Genomic DNA, 17,349 nt, shown 5'->3' with positions numbered 1-17,349 from the left:
CCGTCGGGTCGGGTCGTGGCTACCTTGTCGCGCAAGGCACCATGCTGAAAGGACCGCCATGTTTCGCCCGCTTCTCCTGGCCGCAGCGCTGAGCCTGCCCGCCCCCGCCGTCCTGGCCGACGTGAACCCGGGCGCCTACCTGGCCGCGCGCCAGGCGCAGATGGACAACGACTATCGCGAGGCGACGCGCTACCTGACCCAGGCCATGCTGCAGGATCCCAACAACCTGGCGATCCTCGAGCAATTGACCGGCGCGTTCATGTCGCTGGGCGAGATCGACCGCGCCGACACCATCGCCCTGCGGCTGGCGCAGGAAGGCGGCACGTCGCAACTGGCCAACCTTGCGCTGCTGACCGAGCGGGCCAAGCAGGGCGACTGGGCCGACATCCTGGCCGACATGGATGCGGGCATGACCGTGGGCCCCCTGTTCGACGGGCTGGCCAAGGCCTGGGCGCTGATCGGCGACCGGCAGGTCGACGCCGCGCTCGCCGCCTTCGACGCCGTGGCCGAGGAAGACGGGCTGGCGGCCTACGGCACCTACCACAAGGGCCTGGCGCTGGCCTCGCTCGGGCGGTTCGACGAGGCCGAGGCGCTGTTTTCCACCGACGACCTGCAACTGACCCGCCGCGGGCTGATGGCCCATGCGCAGGTGCTGACGCAGGTGGGCCGCTTCGACGAGGCGGCGGCGGTCCTGGACGCGGGCTTCGGGGGCGGCACGCTGGATGCGCCGCTGACAGCGATGAAGGAGGCCATCGCCGAAGGCCAGACGCTGGACTTCACCATCGCGCCCGACGCCACCGCCGGCACGGCCGAACTGGCCTTCGACATCGCCAATGTCCTGCTGTCCGAGGCCGCGCCGGCCTACACGCTGCTTTACGGTCGCGTGGTCGAGTATCTGCGCCCCGACCATGTCGAGGCGCTGCTGATGAACACGTCGCTGCTGGAACAGCTGGAGCAGTACGACCTGGCCATCGAGGCGCTGGCCGCCGTGCCCGAGGACGACCCGGCCTTCACCGCGGCCGAGGTCGGGCGCGCCGAGATCCTGGCGACGGCGGGGCGCCCCGAGGAAGGCATCGCCGTCCTGCGGCAGATGGCCGAGGAACATCCCGACGTGGCCATGGTGCACATGACGCTGGGCGACGCCCTGCGCAACGAGGAGATGTATGCCGAGGCGCAGGAGGCCTATACCGACGCCATCGACCTGTTCTCGGGCGACGAGCCGGATTTCTGGGTCGCCTTCTTCGCCCGCGCCGTGACCCATGAACGGCTGGACGACTGGCCAGCGGCCAAGTCCGATTTCCGCCGGGCGCTGGACCTGAACCCCGACAGCCCCGCCGTGCTGAACTATCTCGGCTATTCCATGCTGGAGCGGGGCGAGGATTTCGAAGAGGCCCTGTCGATGATCGAACGCGCCGTCGAGGCGCGCCCGCAATCGGGCGCCATCGTCGATTCGCTCGGCTGGGGGCTTTATCGCCTGGGCCGCTTCGACGAGGCGGTGGAACCCATGGAACGCGCCGTGGCGCTGATGCCCGTGGACCCGGTGGTGAACGACCACCTGGGCGACGTCTACTGGATGGTGGGCCGCAAGCTCGAGGCGCGGTTCCAGTGGCAGCGCGCGCTGAGCTTCGTCGAGAACGATCAGAACGACGAGGTCGATCCCGACCGCATCCGCCGCAAGCTGGAAGTCGGGCTGGACGTGGTTCTGGAAGAGGAAGACGGCACCCCGCTCGTGGCCGAAGACGGTGGCTGACGGCCGGTTCTTCGCCCCCGCGAAGATCAACCTGGCCCTGCACGTCACGGGCCGCCGCGATGACGGCTATCACATGCTGTCGTCGCTGGTGGCCTTCGCCGATGTGGGCGACTGGGTGACGGCATCCCCCGCCGACGACTGGTCGCTGACCGTCGATGGCCCCTTCGCCGAAGGGGTTCCGACCGACGATTCGAACCTCGTGCTGAAGGCCGCCATGGCCACGGACGGCCCGCCCGCCGCGTTCACCTTGGAAAAGAACCTGCCCCCGGCCTCGGGCATCGGCGGCGGTACGGCCGACGCGGCGGCAGCCCTGCGCGCGCTGTGGGCGATGGACGGGCGCGCCTTTCCGGGGGCGCCGGAGCGCATCGGTGCCGACCTGCCCGTGTGCCTGCTGGGCCGCGCCGGCCTGATGGAAGGGATCGGAGAGCGGGTGGAGCCGTTGCCGGCGCTGCCGCCGCTGCACGCCGTGCTGGTGAACCCCGGCGTGGCGGTCGGCACCGGCGACGTGTTCCGGGGGCTGACGACGACCGACAACGCGCCCCTGCCCCGCCCCGCGCCGTGGTCCGACGCCCGCGCGCTGGCTGAATGGCTGTCGGCGCAGCGTAACGACCTTGAGGACCCCGCCCGCTCCGCCTGCCCCGCCATTGGGGTCGTTCTGGCGCGGCTTCAGGCGACCGAGCCGCTGATCGCGCGCATGTCGGGTAGCGGGGCGACCTGCTTCGCGCTTTACACCGCCGCGCCGCAAGCCCGCGTGGCCGCCGAGACGCTGGCGGCGGCGCATCCGGGCTGGTGGGTGCGGGCCACGGCGCTGGCCTAGCGGATGCGCGCCACCACGTAGTCGGCCAGGTCGCGCAGCATGTCCCGAAGCTCGTTATCGGGAAGCGGCGACAGCGCCTCTTTCGCGTCCTCGGCCCAGGCGATCGCCGTTTCGCGGGTGCCGTCCAGCGCACCGTGGCGGTGCAGCAGTTCCTCGGCCCGCTCGAGATCGCCGTCCTCCTGCTTGCCGCGCCCGATCGTGCGGACCCAGAAGGTCCATTCCTCGCCCTCGGCGGCGGCCACGGCGCGGATGATCGGCAGGGTCATCTTCCGTTCGCGGAAATCGTCGCCCACGTTCTTGCCGATATCGTCGCCGCGCTGCCAGTCCAGCAGGTCGTCGACCATCTGGAACGCGATGCCCAACGCGTCGCCGTAGCGCTCCAGCGCCTGCACCAGGTCCAGCCGCGCGCCCGCGATGACGCCCCCGACCTCGGTCGCGGCCGAGAACAGCGCCGCCGTCTTGCCGCGCACGATCTTCAGGTAGGTCTCTTCCCCGGTCGAAAGGTCCGACATCGCGGTGAGTTGCAGCACCTCGCCCTCGGCAATGGTGGCGGCGGCATTCGCGAGGATGTCGAGCACCCGCATCGAGCCCGTCTCGACCATGAGCTGGAACGACCGGGCAAACAGGTAGTCGCCCACCAGCACGCTGGACTTGTTGTCCCACAGCAGGTTCGCCGTGGGCCGCCCGCGCCGCTGGCCGGATTCGTCCACCACGTCGTCGTGCAGCAGGGTCGCGGTGTGAATGAACTCCACCGTCGCCGCCAGATGCACGTCGTAGGGGCCGAGATATCCGTTCATCCGCGCGGCGGCGAGCGTCAGCATGGGCCGGATACGCTTGCCGCCCGCCCCGATCAGGTGGTCGGTCACCTCGGGGATGCGCGGCGCGTTCTCGCTGGCCATGCGGGCGCGGATCATCGCGTCGACCTCGGCCAGCGGCTCGGCCAGCGCGTGGGCCAGGCGTTCGTGGGGTTTGACCTGTGCGTCCATGTGGTCTCCGCTTCTCGACAAGGCAATGGCGCCTTTGTATCGCTCGCCCCATGAAGGAACTCATGCGCAGCAGCGACCCGACCAGCATCGCCTTCGCCAAGGCACTTCTTCAGGGCGAGGGGATAGAATGCTTTGAACTCGACGTCCATATGAGCGTGCTGGAAGGCAGCCTCGGCATATTGCCGCGCCGGTTGATGGTGGCCGATCGGGACCACTTCCGCGCCACCGCCGTGCTGCAGGACAACGATGTCGACTTCGGACGCTGAGACCAGCTGCGACGCGTTCCTGGGCGGGCGGTTGGTGCTGGAACAGCCGCGCAGGGGATACCGTGCGGGCGTCGACCCGGTGCTTCTGGCCGCAGCCGTGCCGGCGCGCGCGGGGCAATCGGTGCTCGAGCTGGGATGCGGGGTCGGCTGCGCGCTGTTCGCGCTGGCCACCCGGGTGGACGGGCTGGACCTGACGGGGGTCGAGGTGCAGGACGGGTATGCCGCACTGGCCCGCGCCAATGCCGTGCGAAACGGGTTGACGGCGCGGATCCACACGGCCGACCTGGCCGACCTGCCCGAACCGGTGCGGCAGCGGCGATTCGACCACGTCGTCGCCAACCCGCCCTACTACGCCCCGCGGTCGGGCACGCCGCCCCGGGGCGCCGACCGCGCCACCGCCCATCGCGAGGACCTGCCGCTAGCGCGCTGGATCGAAACAGGCGCCCGCAGGCTGGCCCCCAAGGGGCTGATGACGGTGATCCAGCGGGCCGACCGGCTGGCCGATCTGCTGGGCGCGATGGCGGCGAATCTGGGTAGCCTCGCGATCCGCCCCCTGCAGCCCCGGACGGGGCGGGCCGCCTCGCTGGTCATCGTGAGCGGACGGAAGGGCGGAAAAACGCCTTTGGTGCTGCACCCGCCCGTCGTCATGCACGACGGTGCAAGTCACGGAAAAGACGGCGAGGATTACGCGCCCGCCATTCGTGCGGTGCTGCGAGACGGCGCGCCCTTGCCGTAAATTGCGTAAAACCGCGTCGCATTGTAACGATCAGGCGACAGCCGCGTGACTTTTTTCCGATTTTGTGGCTCAATACGAGTCTCAGCAAAAAAGGAGGATCTCGATGGCTTTGAGTTCGCATGTGCAGGAACTTCGGAAGAAACATCAACACCTCTCGGAGCTGGTCGAGTCCGAGCAACGGAGCCCCGGAAGCGACACCATCCGCATTGCAGATCTCAAGAAGCAGAAGCTTCGCCTGAAAGAGCAGATCGAACGTCTGACCCACTGATCGGACAAACTTGGCGCTGGCGACATCGCCAGCGCTCTTGGTGACCGGATCCGCCTTCCCGGCGTCGATCTCGTCTTAAATTCTTTGCGAAAATCCGCGCCTTGCCGCCGCCTGAGTGGAATTAGGCGGGTCCATCGGCGTTACGGTGGGAACGGGCCACGTGGTGCACGTCCCCCGGAAAATCTGCGGGGCAGATTTCCGGATGAGGGCGGACGGGACGGCAACGCGCCCCGCCCTGGGACCCGGATCAGGTCATGTACTGGCCGCCATTGGCGGAAATCGTGGACCCGGTGATGAACCCGGCGTCGTCACCGCACAGGAAGCTCACGCAGCGCGCGATTTCTTCCGGCTCGCCCAGGCGCCCCACCGGGATGCCGCCGACGATGGACTCCATCACCTTGTCCGGGATCGTGCTCATCATGTCGGTGTTGATGTAGCCGGGCGCGACCACGTTCACGGTGATGCCCTTCTTCGCGCCTTCCTGGGCCAGGGACTTGGTGAAGCCGATATCCCCCGCCTTGGCCGCGGCATAGTTGGCCTGGGCGAACTGGCCCTTCTGCCCGTTGATCGAGCTGATGGTCACGATCCGGCCGAAGCCGCGGTCGCGCATGCCGTTCCAGACATTGTGCGTCATGTTGAACACGCCGGTCAGGTTGGTGCCGATGACCTGGTTCCACTGGTCGGGCGTCATCTTGTGGAACGGGGCATCGCGGGTGATGCCGGCATTGTTGATCAGGATCTCGACGGGCCCATGCTCGGATTCGACCTTTTCGATCCCCGCCTTGCAGGCGTCGTAGTCGCCCGTGTCCCACTTGTAGGTCGGGATGCCCGTCTCGTCGGTGAAGGCCTTCGCGGCCTCGTCGTTGCCGCCATAGGTGGCGGCGACGGTGTGCCCCTCGGCCTTCAGCGCCTTGGCGATGGCCGCCCCGATGCCCCGGGTGCCGCCGGTCACGATTGCTACGCGTCCCATGTCTTTCTCCTCCTCGTTGGTTTCAGTTTCTTATCAACGTGCCGTCGGCCAACAGCCGCCGGGCGTCTTCCTCCCCCTGCTCCCAGGTCAGGGCCAGCTTGTCCGGATCGGTGAAATCGATCTTGTCGGCCGCCACTTCCCGGGACGGCATCACGTAGATCCGGTCGTCGTGTTGAGGTATGTCGCGGAACTCTTTTGTCAGCAGGATCAGCGTTCTTCCGCGATCGGGACGGGGCAGCGGCGCCTGGTCGATCATCCCCGCGTCGATGGCCGGACGACCGTCCCACAGCGGCGGCTCGAACGCCGGGGGGATGGTCGCGGCAGCGCAGACGAGATCCACGAGCTTGCCGTCCCGCGCGGCGGCGTTAGCGTCAACAAGGTCAGATCCCATGCCGGTCATTTCCGCCCAGGCGAGGTGAGGGTTCGACCGGATAACGGTGTCGGCCTCGTAAACCATGGTCATCATGGCGCCAGACAGCTTGGCCCAGCCATCCTTCGGGGGCCGCCCGAGCAGAATCTGGACCGAGACCCCGTCGGCGATCTGCCGAGCGGCCTGCGGATCGCCCACGGCGCGGCTGACCACCTCTTGATACATGCGCTGGTGCGGGGAATGCCCGTCGACCTCGTCGAACGGTTCGTGCAGCGGCACGTTGCGGTCATGCGCCGCGAAGGTCTCCATCATCAGGTCGCGGATTTCGGGACCGCGCGAGGTGAGGAAGCCGCAGCAGGTCAACGCACCGCCCGACACGCCCGTGATGCGCTCGGGCGTGATCGGGATTTCCTGCTTCAGCACGTCCATGAAGCCACCCTGCCACAGACAGCGCGTCCCGCCCCCGGAAAAGACGACCTGATCGAACCATGTCGCTTGGTCAGCCATCGACGGTCTCCGGCTCGGGGCCGCGCGGCGGGCGCGCGGCGGCCTGGGTCAGGGACGTTCGACGCACATGGCCACGCCCATGCCGCCGCCGATGCACAGGGTGGCAAGGCCCTTCTTGGCGCCACGGCGCTGCATCTCGAACAGCAGGGTATTGAAGATCCGGGCGCCCGAGGCACCGATGGGGTGGCCGATGGCGATGGCGCCGCCGTTCACGTTCACGATCTCGGGGTCCCAGCCCATGTCCTTGTTCACGGCGCAGGCCTGCGCGGCGAAAGCCTCGTTCGCCTCGACCAGGTCCAGGTCGCCCGGCTTCCAGCCCGCCTTTTCCAGCGCCTTGCGCGACGCGCCGATGGGGCCGGTGCCCATGATCGACGGGTCGAGCCCGACGGTGGCATAGCTGACGATGCGCGCCAGCGGCTCGACCCCGCGACGCTCGGCCTCGTCGGCGGACATCAGCAGAACGGCGGCGGCGCCGTCATTGATGCCGCTGGCGTTGCCGGCGGTGACGCTTCCGTCCTTGGTGAAGGCCGGGCGCAGCTTGGCCATCCCCTCGGGCGTGGCGCCCTCGCGGATGTATTCGTCCGCGTCGACCACCGTGTCGCCCTTGCGGGTCGAGACGGTGAAGGGAACGATCTCGTCCTTGAACTTGCCCTCGGCGCGGGCACGCTCGGCCTTGTTCTGGCTCATCGCGGCGAACTTGTCCTGCTCCTCGCGGCTGATCTGCCATTTCTCGGCGACGTTCTCGGCCGTCTGGCCCATGTGATAGCCGTTGAAGGCGTCCCACAGGCCGTCGCGGATCATCGAGTCGATGAACTTCATGTCGCCCATCTTCTGGCCCTGGCGCAGGTTGGCGACATGGGGGCTCATGGACATGTTTTCCTGGCCGCCGGCGGCGACGACCTGGGCATCGCCCAACTGGATGTGCTGGGCGCCGAGCGCGATGGCGCGCAGGCCGGAGCCGCAGACCTGGTTGATGCCCCAGGCGGCGGATTCGATGGGCAGGCCGGCGTTCACGTGGGCCTGGCGCGCCGGGTTCTGGCCCTGGCCGCCGGTCAGTACCTGGCCGAGGATGGTTTCGGACACGTCGGCCTTGTCGATGCCGGCCCGCGCAACGATTTCTTCCAACACCTTGGCCCCGAGATCGTGGGCGGGCGTGTTGGCGAAGGATCCGTTGAAGCTGCCCACGGCAGTGCGGGCTGCGGACGCGATAACGACATTGGTCATGGGATTACCCTTTTGCTGCGTGCGGTTCGTTGGTCGCCCGGGCGGGCCGCCGCGGTACAACGTAGCAGCGCCGCCGGGATCGTCACGCAGACCCTATGCCAGTGTCATAAAGGACACAACCGATGCTTTCCGCCACTGAGACGAACGCAGAAGTTCTGGTTATGGCCAACCCCGAATGCTGGCTTCATCCCTGACTATAGCGCGATCGCGATCATCTCGATCAGGCCCAGCGCTGAAGCAATAATCATACACGCGAGCGCCAAGGGAAGCAGAACCGTTGAGGCCAGAACGATTGGCTTGATCGGGTCATGCCACGTTTTTTCGGCCGGCACCTTCCAGTGCATCGGATAAACAGTCGAACATTTGAGGTGAGCCCCCGTGCTGAACGCACCGCCTGCTTCGTCAAGCTTCTGAATGGCGGACCTCAAAGCCATCATCTGACGCATGATTGTCTTGGTTACCACTCCGCCAGCAACCGCAATCATGATAAGCATAAAGCTGACGGTCAGCGCTCTTTCGCTGGCCAAATTCGAGTTGGACAAGGCTACAGCGGTGAGCGTAAGGCTCGCGGTTGCAAAAAATAACGAAGCGTCGAGCGAAAGGCGGTGCCAATGCATGAGGTACCCGACGAGAACGCTGTGAAAATGCTCGATTGGCATCACTTCATCGCGTTCCCTGCTCATCCCGGGATGGTCCTGTGAGTAGTCAGGCATCTCCCACCCCTTTGAATTATTGGATAGCTTGGTCGAAGATGACCGCCGGTATTTCAGCGCTGCCGGGACTGGGCGCTTCAAGAGCTACCCTGCCACACCACTAGGCGAGAACCGATCCATTGTTTACGGGTCCGACCCCTTTCTAGGCGGCGCCCCAGCAGGTTCCCAGCGGGGGCGGATCGTGGGTGCGCCGAAATAGTAGCCCTGCAGGCAATCGACCCCCAGCTTGGCCAAAGCGGCGGCGTCGGCCCGGGTTTCGACCTGTTCGGCGATGGTCACCATGTCGAAATGGCGCCCGATCGAGACGATGGCCTTGATCAGCGCGCGGTTGTCGGGGTTCCCGGCGATGCCGCGCACGAACTGGCCGTCGATCTTGACGATGTCGAAATAGAGATCCTTGAGATATTTCAGCGAGGTATACCCCTCGCCGAAATCATCGAGCGCGAAGCTCAGCCCGCGCAGCTGCATCGCCTGCATGAAATCGCCGACCATCTGGGGCAGTTCGATCGTCGAGCGCTCGGATATCTCGAGGATCAGCCGCTCGGCCACCGTGGGATCGCGCGTGATCCCCCGCTCCAGCGCTTCGAGCCACGGGGAATGGCCGATGGAGCGGGCCGACACGTTGATCGCCAGCCGCAGCCGGGGGCGGTGATGCAGCACCTCGAGCCCGTGGGTGATCGACAGGGTGTCGATGCGGCGTCCGAGCTCGGTCGGCTCGACCGTGGACATGAAATCGCGCGCGGGGATGATCCGGCCCGAGGCGTCGAGCAGGCGGATTAGCCCCTCGTAGAAGGCCGGCCGGTCGTCGCGCAGCGCGGGCACCACGGGCTGGAAGGCCAGCATGACGTTGTCTTCGTCCACCGCGCGCGTCACCATGGCGACGGTGTCGCGATCCCGCGCGGCCACGGCAAAGCTCAGCGGGTCCGGCGATGCCGTCGTCGCGCCGGGCTTCGGGGAAAATGGGTGGATCATGGCCTGCCTCATCTGACTGCGCGCAGAATGACCGACGGCGGCTAACGCAGGGTAAAACGGACAATTTTCGCCGATAAGGGGGCGCGGTATGGGGGAACGGTGCGATTGGTGCGGCGACGATCCGCTTTACGTGGCCTACCACGACAAGGAATGGGGCGTGCCCGAGTATGACGGTCGCGCGCTATACGAGAAGCTGGTGCTGGACGGATTCCAGGCGGGGCTGTCCTGGATCACCATCCTGCGCAAGCGCGACAATTTCCGCGCGGCGTTCAACGGGTTCGACCCAAACGAGATCGCCACCTGGGGCACGGCCGAGGTCGACCGGCTGGCGCAGGACCCGGGCATCGTGCGCCACCGCGGCAAGATCGAGGCGGCGATCAAGAATGCCCGCTCCTGGCAGCAGATCGAAGCCGAGCGGGGGTTCTCGAACTACCTCTGGGATTTCGTGGATGGCAGCCCGGTGCAGAACCGGTTCCACAGCATGGCCGAGGTTCCGGCGCAGACGCCGCTGTCGCAACGCATCTCGAAGGACCTGAAGGCGCGGGGCTTCGGCTTTTGCGGGCCGACCATCGTCTATGCCTTCATGCAGGCCTCGGGCTTTTTCAACGACCACCTTGTCCCGTGCCCACGGCACGATGCGGTCGCGGCCATGGGCTAGCCGCCGTTCATCACACCCTGCAGAAGCGTCCGCGCGTCGTCGCCCGCCCAGTCGGCGTCGCCCGTCATGCGCGCGACTTCCTGCCCCTCGGGGTTCAGCAGGACGGTGATCGGCATGGCCAGCACGCCCATGGCCGAAGACACTCTACGGTCGGGGTCCAGCAGGATCGGCAGCGTCCCGATCTCGTGCTCGGCGAAGAAATCCTCGATCGCGGGCAGCGCGTTGCGCCAGACCGCGATGGTCACGACCTCGAAATCCTCGCCGCCCATCTCGGCGTTGAGGGTATCCAGCGCCGGCATCTCCTCGCGGCAGGGGGCGCACCACAATGCCCAGAAGTTCACCAGCGCCCACTTGCCCGCGTAGTCCGACAGCCGGCGCTCCGCGCCGTCGGGGGTCGTGAAGGTCGCGTCGGTGACCGCGCGGGGCGTGTCGTGGAACACCAGCTTGCGCATGTCCCCCTGGCGCAGGTCCGACCAGGCGGCGGGCTCGGCATTTGCGATCGTGGCGAGGCCCAGATAAAGGGCGAGGGTCAGAAATTTCACAACGTCCTCCGGGGGCTTCTCAACATGGCCGACAAGACTTCCAACGCGATGTGGGGCGGACGCTTCAGCACCGGTCCCGACGCGATCATGGAGGCGATCAACGCCTCGATCGCCTATGACCGGCGCCTGGCCCCGCAGGATATCGCGGGGTCGCGCGCCCACGCCGCCATGCTGGCCGCCCAAGGCATCATCAGCAGTAAGGATGCCGAGGCGATCCGGGAAGGCCTTCTCACCGTTTTGTCAGAGATCGAGTCCGGCGACTTCCCGTTCTCGGCCGCGCTGGAAGACATCCACATGAATGTCGAGGCCCGCCTGAAGGAGATGATCGGCGAGCCTGCCGGGCGCCTGCACACGGGCCGGTCGCGCAACGACCAGGTGGCCACCGATTTCCGGCTCTGGGTCCGCGACCAGTGCGACGCGGCCATGGAAGGACTGCGCGCGTTGCAGACGGCGCTGGTCGACCAGGCCGAGGCGGGCGCCGACTGGGTCATGCCCGGCTTCACCCACCTGCAGACCGCGCAGCCGGTGACCTGGGGCCACCACATGCTGGCCTATGCCGAGATGTTCGACCGCGATATCGGCCGCCTGCGCGACGCGCGCGCGCGGATGAACGAAAGCCCCCTGGGCGCCGCCGCGCTGGCCGGCACGTCCTACCCGCTGGACCGCGACGCCACGGCCCACGCGCTGGGCTTCGACCGGCCCTGCGCCAATTCGCTGGATGCCGTCAGCGACCGCGATTTCGCGCTGGAGTTCCTGTCGGCCACCTCGATCACCGCCATGCACCTGAGCCGCCTGGCCGAAGAGCTGGTGATCTGGTCCTCGGCCCAGTTCCGGTTCGTGTCGCTGTCCGACCGCTGGTCCACCGGGTCGTCGATCATGCCGCAGAAACGCAACCCCGACGCGGCCGAGCTGCTGCGCGCCAAGCTGGGGCGGATCTTCGGCGCGCAGGTGGCGCTGATGACTGTGATGAAGGGGCTGCCGCTGGCCTATTCAAAGGACATGCAGGAGGACAAGGAACAGACCTTCGACGCCGCCGACTCGCTCATGCTGGCACTGGCGGCGATGACGGGGATGGTGGGCGACATGACCGCCAACCGCGAGGCGCTGCGCGCCGCCGCGTCGCACGGGTTCTCGACCGCCACGGACCTGGCCGACTGGCTGACGCGCGAGGCGGGCCTGCCGTTCCGCGACGCGCACCACGTGACTGGCGCGCTGGTGGCCCTGGCCGAACGCCGTGGTTGCGACCTGCCGGACCTCACGCTGGAGGACATGCAGAACGCGCACCCGGCCATCACCGAGGCCGTCTTCGACGTGCTGGGCGTGGACAATTCGGTGGCCTCGCGCACGTCCTACGGTGGCACGGCGCCCGCCAACGTGCGCGCGCAGGTGACCCGCTGGCGCAAGACACTGGCCGAAGCCTCGCCCCACGCCTAGTTTGAGGGCATCGCACCTGACCGAAGGCCCGCCATGACCCGCATCGCCGCGCTGATCGCCCTTGCCACCCTTGCCGCCTGCGGGGCCGACGCGCCGCCCGAACCGGTGGTGGACGACCCCGCGCGGCGCGGCGGCATCGCCGTATCGGGCACCGCCGAGATCGGCATCAGCGGCGGCAGCTTCTGATGCGCTGGATTTTCCTGGCCCTGGCCGTCTGGGGTGCGATCCACCCGATGTACTGGTTCCTGGGCTACATGGCCGACGGCAATTCGCTGGGTCAGCTGATCGACGCCTGGTACGTGAACAAATCGACCACCGGGCTGGTCTGGGACCTGACCATCGCCGCCATCACCCTGACCGTCTGGATCCTGATCGAGGCGATCGGCCGCCGCCGCTGGCTGGACCTGGTCGCCATCCCGGCGACCTTCTGCATCGGGGTCAGCTGCGGCCTGCCGCTCTACCTGTTCCTGCGGATGCGCAAGGCCTAGACCGGGATCGCCGTCGTCTCGCGCACGCGGCGCAGGGCAAAGCTCGACTGCATCTGCGCCACCCCCGGCAGCCGTGCCAGGTGGCGGCGGTGCAGCTGGGCGAAATCCTCGGTATCCGAGACCACGACCTTCAGCAGGTAATCGGCCGTGCCCGCCATGAGGTGGCATTCCAGCACCTCGGGGATCTGCGCCACCGCCGCTTCGAACGCGTCCAGCACCTCGTCCGCCTGCCCCGACAGCGTGATCTCAACGAAGACCGTGGTGCGCCGCCCCAGCACGGCGCGGTCCAGCAGCGCGACGTAGCCGCGAATGACCCCCGCCTGTTCCAGGCGCGCCACGCGCCGGTGGCAGGCCGAGGGCGACAGCGCCACCCGCTCGCTCAGCTCGGCATTGGTGAGCCGCCCCTCGCGCTGCAGCAACGCGAGGATTCGGCGATCCATCTGGTCGAGGCCGATCATGCGATCATTTCTCCTGCGATTATCCGTGATAGCGCACGGATCTTGCCGGAATGATGCCATCGCACGCAGGGAATTCAAAGCACTCCCGTCCCGACGGCGTTAATCTCCGCGCAACCCAGGACACGAGGAGAAGATTATGCGCATTGGCTGTCCCACCGAGATCAAGGCCCAGGAATTCCGCGTCGGCATCACGCCCAACGCCGCGCGCGAGGCGGTGAGCCACGGCCACGAGGTGCTGATCCAGTCGGGTGCCGGCCTGGGCGCGGGCTTCCCGGACGAGGACTACGCCGACGCGGGCGCCAGCATCGTCGCGACCGCCGACGAGATCTTCGAGCGCGCCGAGATGGTGGTGAAGGTGAAGGAGCCGCAGGCCGCCGAGCGCGCCATGCTGCGCGAGGGCCAGCTGCTGTTCACCTACCTGCACCTGGCCCCCGATCCGGCGCAGACCGACGACCTGCTGAAATCGGGCGCCACCTGCATCGCCTATGAAACGGTGACCGACGCGCGTGGCGGCCTGCCGCTGCTCGCCCCCATGTCCGAGGTCGCGGGCCGCCTGGCGCCGCAGATGGGTGCCTGGACCCTGCAGAAGGCCAATGGCGGGCGCGGCGTGCTGATGGGCGGGATTCCCGGCGTCACGCCGGCCAGCGTCGTGGTGATCGGCGGCGGCGTCGTCGGCACCCACGCGGCGCGCATCGCCGCCGGGATGGGCGCGGACGTCACCGTGCTCGACAAGTCGCTGCCCCGGTTGCGCCAGCTCGATGAGCTCTTTAGCCGCGACATGAACACCCGCTATGCCTCGGGCGGCAACATCGCCGAGGCGGTGGCCGAGGCCGACATGGTCATCGGCGCGGTGCTGATCCCCGGCGCCGCCGCGCCCAAGCTCGTCACCCGCGACATGCTGTCCACGATGAAGCCCGGCGCGGTGCTGGTGGACGTGGCGATCGACCAAGGCGGCTGCTTCGAGACGTCGAAGGCGACCACCCACCAGGACCCGATCTTCGAGGTCGACGGCATCCTGCATTACTGCGTGGCGAACATGCCCGGCGCGGTCGCGCGGTCGTCGACCATCGGGCTCGGCAACGCGACCATGCCGTTCATGCTGGCGCTGGCCGACAAGGGCTGGAAACAGGCCTGCCGCGACGACGCGCACCTGGCGCAAGGCCTGAACGTGCACGCGGGCCAGATCACCAACGCCCCGGTGGCCGAGGCGCTGGGCCGCGATCACGTGGCGCTCGACACCGTTCTCGCCTGAGCCGGAGGGCGCGGCACCGTCCCGGTCGCCCCGCCGCTTCATCTTTCCCAAAATACCTCGGGGGGAGTCCGCGCAGCGGACGGGGGGCGGCGCCCCCTCAGCGCAGGCTGTCCTCCAGGCGAAAGCCCTCGGGGATTCCGTCCCGCCCGTCCAGCACGAGCGCGGCCATGACCCCGGCCACGCCCGGCGCCATGCCGAAGCCGATCTTGAACCCGCCATTGGCGACGAAATGGCCGGGCCGTCCCGGCCACGCCCCCAGCATCGGCGCACGCGACCGGGCGCGGGGGCGCAGCCCGGCCCAGCGCGCGATCACGGGCGCCCCGGCCAGCCTTGGCACCGTCGCGCGGGCGCGCGCCACCACGTCGTCCAGCAAGGCGTCGCAACCCGAAGGATCGTCGTAGTCCCGCTCGGTCGTGGAGCCGATGGCCACCGTGCCGTCGGCATGGGGCACCACGTGCAGACCGTCCACGAACAGTTGCGGCGCATCGCCCATGTCCAGCTTGAGCAGCGCCGCCTGCCCCTTGATCGGGCGGCCGACCTCCTGCCCAAGCTCCCGGGACAGGTCCTGAAGGCCCGCGGCACCGGTGGCCCAGACGACGGCGCCCCGCGCGCGCCCCTCGCCCAGCACCGCGCCCCCGCGCGCGCGGATGGCGGCAACCAGCGCGTCGCAGGCCCGGCGCGGGTGAATGCGCGCGGTCAAGCTGTCGTGGATGACGACGCCCAAGGGCGCCGCGACGCCCCACGGGTCGCTTGCGGCATCGGTGACCGACCACGCGGCCTGCCCCCGCCACAGGTCGCGCGCCCCCGCGCCGCGCGCGTCGGCCCGGTCATGCGCCTGCGGGTCCGCGACGGGCTGGATACGGCCGGTGCGCCCGTATCCGGACGCCACGCCGCCCGCATTCTCGACCGCCGCCCAGAAGCCTTCGGCCGCCAGCAGGCTGTCGAGCTGGAAGGCCTTCTTCGGGTTCCAGTTCTCGGGGACATGGGGTGCCAGCGCGCCGACGATCCCGCCCGACGCGCCCGCGCCGGGGCCGTGGGGGTCGATCACCTGCACCCGCGCGCCGCGGGTCAGGCACGCCCAGGCCACCGACAGCCCGAAGATGCCCGCGCCGTAGACGGTAACGTCCTGCATGTCGCATCCCCTTTCCGCGCGTGGTCCCGTCAGGTAATCGGGTCGACGCGAAGCGGCAAGGGATGGCCCATGACCCAGTGGCAGGACGGCGTGCCCGTCAGCGAGATCTACGACGATCCCTACTATTCCTTCGCGCACGGGCTGGATGAAACGCATCACGTGTTCCTGCGTGGCAACGACCTGCCCGCGCGCTTCGCCCCGGGCTTTCACATCGGCGAGCTTGGCTTCGGCACCGGCCTGAACGCGCTGGCCGCCTGGGTGGCGTGGCAGGAGAGCGGGCAATCGGGCGACCTGCGGTTCACCAGCTTCGAGGCGCACCCGATCGCAGCCGACGACATGGCGCGCGCCTTGGGGGCCTTCCCGGTTCTGGCGGACCGGGCCGAGGCGTTGGTCGACGCATGGAGGGCGGGCGCGCGGCGGATCAGCCTGCCGGGGCTGGACCTGCACGTGGTCGAGGGATTCGCCGAGACGACCCTGCCCGCATGGACCGAGCGCGCGGATGCGTGGTTTCTCGACGGCTTCTCGCCCGCCAAGAACCCGGCGCTGTGGACGCCCGAGATCCTGGCCGAGGTCGCCGCGCACACGACGCCGGGCGGGACGGCGGCCACCTATTCGGCGGCGGGACACGTGCGCCGGGCGCTTCAGTCGGCAGGGTTCGACGTCACGCGCACGCCCGGCTTCGGTCGCAAGCGGCACATGACCCGCGCGACGCTGGCAGGCTGATCACACTCCCCACCGGGGACGCGTTCGGCCCCGGACTACGGCTTGTAGCGGCGCAGCGTGTCGCCCAGCGTTACCTTCGGCTCGATCTCGATCCGTTCGCCACCGCCGGGCGCCCCGCCGGCGCGCGCCGCGACGATGCGCGCGGCCTCGCGGCCGATGGCCTGTCGTTCGGTGTCCATCGTGGCCAGCTTGCGCGGCAGGCCCTGCAACAGCTCGACCCCGTTGAATCCGGCAAGGCCCAGCCGGCCGGGAATGTCGAAGCCCTGCTCGGTGCAGTAGAGCAGGCCGCCCGCCCCGATCAGGTCGTTGGAATAGTAGAGGAAATCGATGTCGGGCGAGCGATCCAGGATCGCCTTCGTCATCTCGCGGCCCTTCAGCAAGGCCGATCCGCCCGAGTAGAATTCCTGGTCCATGACCTCGAGCCCGGCCTTGGCCAGCGTCTCGGTGAACCCCTCGAACCGCTTGCGGGCGCGGTGGTCCAGCGGCATCTGCGTCCCGAGGAAGCCGATATTCTCGAAGCCCTGCTTCAGGATCGCCTCGGCCATCTTGCGGCCGGCGCGGCGGTGCGAGATGCCGACCACCGCGTCCACCGGATCGCCGTCCACGTCCATGATCTCGACCACCGGCACATCCGTGGCGCGCATCATCTGGCGGCTCTGCTCGGAATGCTCGATGCCCGCGATGATGACCCCCGAGGGCCGCCAGGACAGCATCTCGTAAAGGACCTTCTCTTCCTGCTCGGGGCTGTAATGGGTCACGCCCACCACCGGCTGAAGCTCGGTCCCGTCCAGGGCCTCGGCGACGCCGGCCAGCACCTCGGGGAAGACCATGTTCGACAGCGACGGAATGATGACCGCCACCAGGTTCACCCGCGACGAGGCCAGCGCGCCCGCGATCTTGTTGGGCACGTAGCCAAGCTGTTTGGCCGCATCCAGCACCTTGTCGCGGGTGGCCGCGCTGACGTCGCCGCGGTTGCGCAGGACGCGGCTGACGGTCATTTCGCTGACGCCCGACGCCTCGGACACGTCGCGCAGCGTCAGGGGGCGGCGGGGCGGGATCGTGGGAGTATCGTTCATGGCGGTC

21 protein-coding genes are annotated in these 17,349 nt (G+C 68.4%); 11 read left to right on the top strand and 10 right to left on the bottom strand.

Annotated elements, in window-relative coordinates; genetic code table 11:
* Positions 1-58: 58 nt before the first annotated feature.
* Positions 59-1,750: a tetratricopeptide repeat protein gene (locus BMX96_RS13345; RefSeq protein ID WP_091845948.1), complete on the top strand. Its 1,692-nt coding sequence runs from the start codon at positions 59-61 to the stop codon at positions 1,748-1,750.
* Positions 1,743-2,567, top strand: coding sequence for a 4-(cytidine 5'-diphospho)-2-C-methyl-D-erythritol kinase (locus tag BMX96_RS13340; RefSeq protein WP_091845947.1), 825 nt, complete (start codon positions 1,743-1,745; stop codon positions 2,565-2,567). Before BMX96_RS13345 ends, BMX96_RS13340 begins: the two co-directional genes overlap by 8 nt.
* Here the strand turns inward: BMX96_RS13340 and BMX96_RS13335 are convergent.
* Positions 2,564-3,553 (bottom strand): polyprenyl synthetase family protein, encoded by a 990-nt coding sequence (locus tag BMX96_RS13335; protein ID WP_091845946.1) that lies wholly within the window; start codon positions 3,551-3,553, stop codon positions 2,564-2,566. The two genes, BMX96_RS13340 and BMX96_RS13335, sit on opposite strands and share 4 nt — an antisense overlap.
* A 50-nt stretch (positions 3,554-3,603) precedes the next feature.
* On the opposite strand from BMX96_RS13335, the gene BMX96_RS13330 reads away from it, so the two are divergent.
* The 3 genes from BMX96_RS13330 to BMX96_RS13320 all read left to right on the top strand — a co-directional run bounded on the left by BMX96_RS13330 (position 3,604) and on the right by BMX96_RS13320 (position 4,823).
* Positions 3,604-3,819 (top strand): putative signal transducing protein, encoded by a 216-nt coding sequence (locus BMX96_RS13330; protein WP_091845945.1) that lies wholly within the window; start codon positions 3,604-3,606, stop codon positions 3,817-3,819.
* A complete protein-coding gene (locus BMX96_RS13325) occupies positions 3,800-4,555 on the top strand; it encodes a tRNA1(Val) (adenine(37)-N6)-methyltransferase (RefSeq protein WP_091845944.1) in 756 nt (251 codons plus the stop codon). The genes BMX96_RS13330 and BMX96_RS13325 overlap by 20 nt, the downstream gene beginning before the upstream one ends.
* Positions 4,556-4,658: 103 nt before the next feature.
* On the top strand, positions 4,659-4,823 hold the full coding sequence (locus BMX96_RS13320) for a YdcH family protein (RefSeq protein WP_073127845.1): 165 nt from the start codon (positions 4,659-4,661) through the stop codon (positions 4,821-4,823).
* A 247-nt stretch (positions 4,824-5,070) separates the two neighbouring features.
* On the opposite strand, the gene phbB is transcribed toward BMX96_RS13320, so the two are convergent.
* The 5 genes from phbB to BMX96_RS13295 all read right to left on the bottom strand — a co-directional run bounded on the left by phbB (position 5,071) and on the right by BMX96_RS13295 (position 9,579).
* Complete coding sequence (gene phbB, locus BMX96_RS13315; RefSeq protein ID WP_091845943.1) at positions 5,071-5,793, bottom strand: acetoacetyl-CoA reductase; 723 nt, start codon at positions 5,791-5,793, stop codon at positions 5,071-5,073.
* A 22-nt stretch (positions 5,794-5,815) separates the two neighbouring features.
* Complete coding sequence (locus BMX96_RS13310; RefSeq protein ID WP_091845942.1) at positions 5,816-6,670, bottom strand: patatin-like phospholipase family protein; 855 nt, start codon at positions 6,668-6,670, stop codon at positions 5,816-5,818.
* 48 nt (positions 6,671-6,718) lie between these two features.
* On the bottom strand, positions 6,719-7,894 hold the full coding sequence (locus tag BMX96_RS13305; RefSeq protein ID WP_091845941.1) for an acetyl-CoA C-acetyltransferase: 1,176 nt from the start codon (positions 7,892-7,894) through the stop codon (positions 6,719-6,721).
* Positions 7,895-8,088: 194 nt separating this feature from the next.
* Entirely contained in the window at positions 8,089-8,607 is a 519-nt protein-coding gene (locus BMX96_RS13300) for a hypothetical protein (protein WP_091845940.1), read from the bottom strand.
* A gap of 123 nt (positions 8,608-8,730) precedes the next feature.
* Positions 8,731-9,579 (bottom strand): EAL domain-containing protein, encoded by an 849-nt coding sequence (locus BMX96_RS13295; RefSeq protein WP_236737069.1) that lies wholly within the window; start codon positions 9,577-9,579, stop codon positions 8,731-8,733.
* 88 nt (positions 9,580-9,667) lie between these two features.
* On the opposite strand from BMX96_RS13295, the gene BMX96_RS13290 reads away from it, so the two are divergent.
* On the top strand, positions 9,668-10,237 hold the full coding sequence (locus tag BMX96_RS13290) for a DNA-3-methyladenine glycosylase I (protein ID WP_091845938.1): 570 nt from the start codon (positions 9,668-9,670) through the stop codon (positions 10,235-10,237).
* On the opposite strand, the gene BMX96_RS13285 is transcribed toward BMX96_RS13290, so the two are convergent.
* Positions 10,234-10,779, bottom strand: coding sequence for a TlpA disulfide reductase family protein (locus BMX96_RS13285; protein ID WP_236737068.1), 546 nt, complete (start codon positions 10,777-10,779; stop codon positions 10,234-10,236). The two genes, BMX96_RS13290 and BMX96_RS13285, sit on opposite strands and share 4 nt — an antisense overlap.
* A gap of 24 nt (positions 10,780-10,803) precedes the next feature.
* Between BMX96_RS13285 and argH the strand changes: the two genes are divergently transcribed.
* Genes argH through BMX96_RS13275 form a run of 3 tightly spaced genes read left to right on the top strand, consistent with a single transcriptional unit; the run spans position 10,804 to position 12,701 of the window.
* Positions 10,804-12,213, top strand: coding sequence for an argininosuccinate lyase (argH, locus tag BMX96_RS13280; RefSeq protein WP_091845937.1), 1,410 nt, complete (start codon positions 10,804-10,806; stop codon positions 12,211-12,213).
* A gap of 33 nt (positions 12,214-12,246) precedes the next feature.
* On the top strand, positions 12,247-12,399 hold the full coding sequence (locus tag BMX96_RS19665) for a hypothetical protein (protein ID WP_175481747.1): 153 nt from the start codon (positions 12,247-12,249) through the stop codon (positions 12,397-12,399).
* On the top strand, positions 12,399-12,701 hold the full coding sequence (locus BMX96_RS13275) for a DUF2834 domain-containing protein (protein ID WP_073127831.1): 303 nt from the start codon (positions 12,399-12,401) through the stop codon (positions 12,699-12,701). Before BMX96_RS19665 ends, BMX96_RS13275 begins: the two co-directional genes overlap by 1 nt.
* Here the strand turns inward: BMX96_RS13275 and BMX96_RS13270 are convergent.
* Complete coding sequence (locus BMX96_RS13270) at positions 12,698-13,159, bottom strand: Lrp/AsnC family transcriptional regulator (protein ID WP_091845936.1); 462 nt, start codon at positions 13,157-13,159, stop codon at positions 12,698-12,700. The genes BMX96_RS13275 and BMX96_RS13270 overlap by 4 nt on opposite strands.
* 136 nt (positions 13,160-13,295) lie before the next feature.
* On the opposite strand from BMX96_RS13270, the gene ald reads away from it, so the two are divergent.
* Positions 13,296-14,411 carry an alanine dehydrogenase gene (ald, locus tag BMX96_RS13265; RefSeq protein ID WP_091845935.1) on the top strand — a complete coding sequence of 372 codons (1,116 nt, stop codon included), beginning with the start codon at positions 13,296-13,298 and terminating at the stop codon, positions 14,409-14,411.
* A gap of 97 nt (positions 14,412-14,508) precedes the next feature.
* Here ald and BMX96_RS13260 read toward each other — a convergent pair whose 3' ends face one another.
* Complete coding sequence (locus BMX96_RS13260; protein ID WP_091845934.1) at positions 14,509-15,543, bottom strand: NAD(P)/FAD-dependent oxidoreductase; 1,035 nt, start codon at positions 15,541-15,543, stop codon at positions 14,509-14,511.
* A gap of 69 nt (positions 15,544-15,612) precedes the next feature.
* On the opposite strand from BMX96_RS13260, the gene mnmD reads away from it, so the two are divergent.
* On the top strand, positions 15,613-16,266 hold the full coding sequence (mnmD, locus tag BMX96_RS13255; RefSeq protein WP_091845933.1) for a tRNA (5-methylaminomethyl-2-thiouridine)(34)-methyltransferase MnmC2: 654 nt from the start codon (positions 15,613-15,615) through the stop codon (positions 16,264-16,266).
* Positions 16,267-16,301: 35 nt separating this feature from the next.
* Here the strand turns inward: mnmD and BMX96_RS13250 are convergent, their stop codons facing one another.
* Complete coding sequence (locus tag BMX96_RS13250) at positions 16,302-17,342, bottom strand: LacI family DNA-binding transcriptional regulator (protein WP_073127816.1); 1,041 nt, start codon at positions 17,340-17,342, stop codon at positions 16,302-16,304.
* Positions 17,343-17,349 lie beyond the last annotated feature (7 nt).

It is taken from the genome of Palleronia pelagia (assembly GCF_900110115.1).
Lineage (GTDB): Bacteria > Pseudomonadota > Alphaproteobacteria > Rhodobacterales > Rhodobacteraceae > Palleronia > Palleronia pelagia.
Note: the sequence above shows the minus strand (reverse complement) of the source record. Positions and strands in the feature narration are given on the sequence as shown.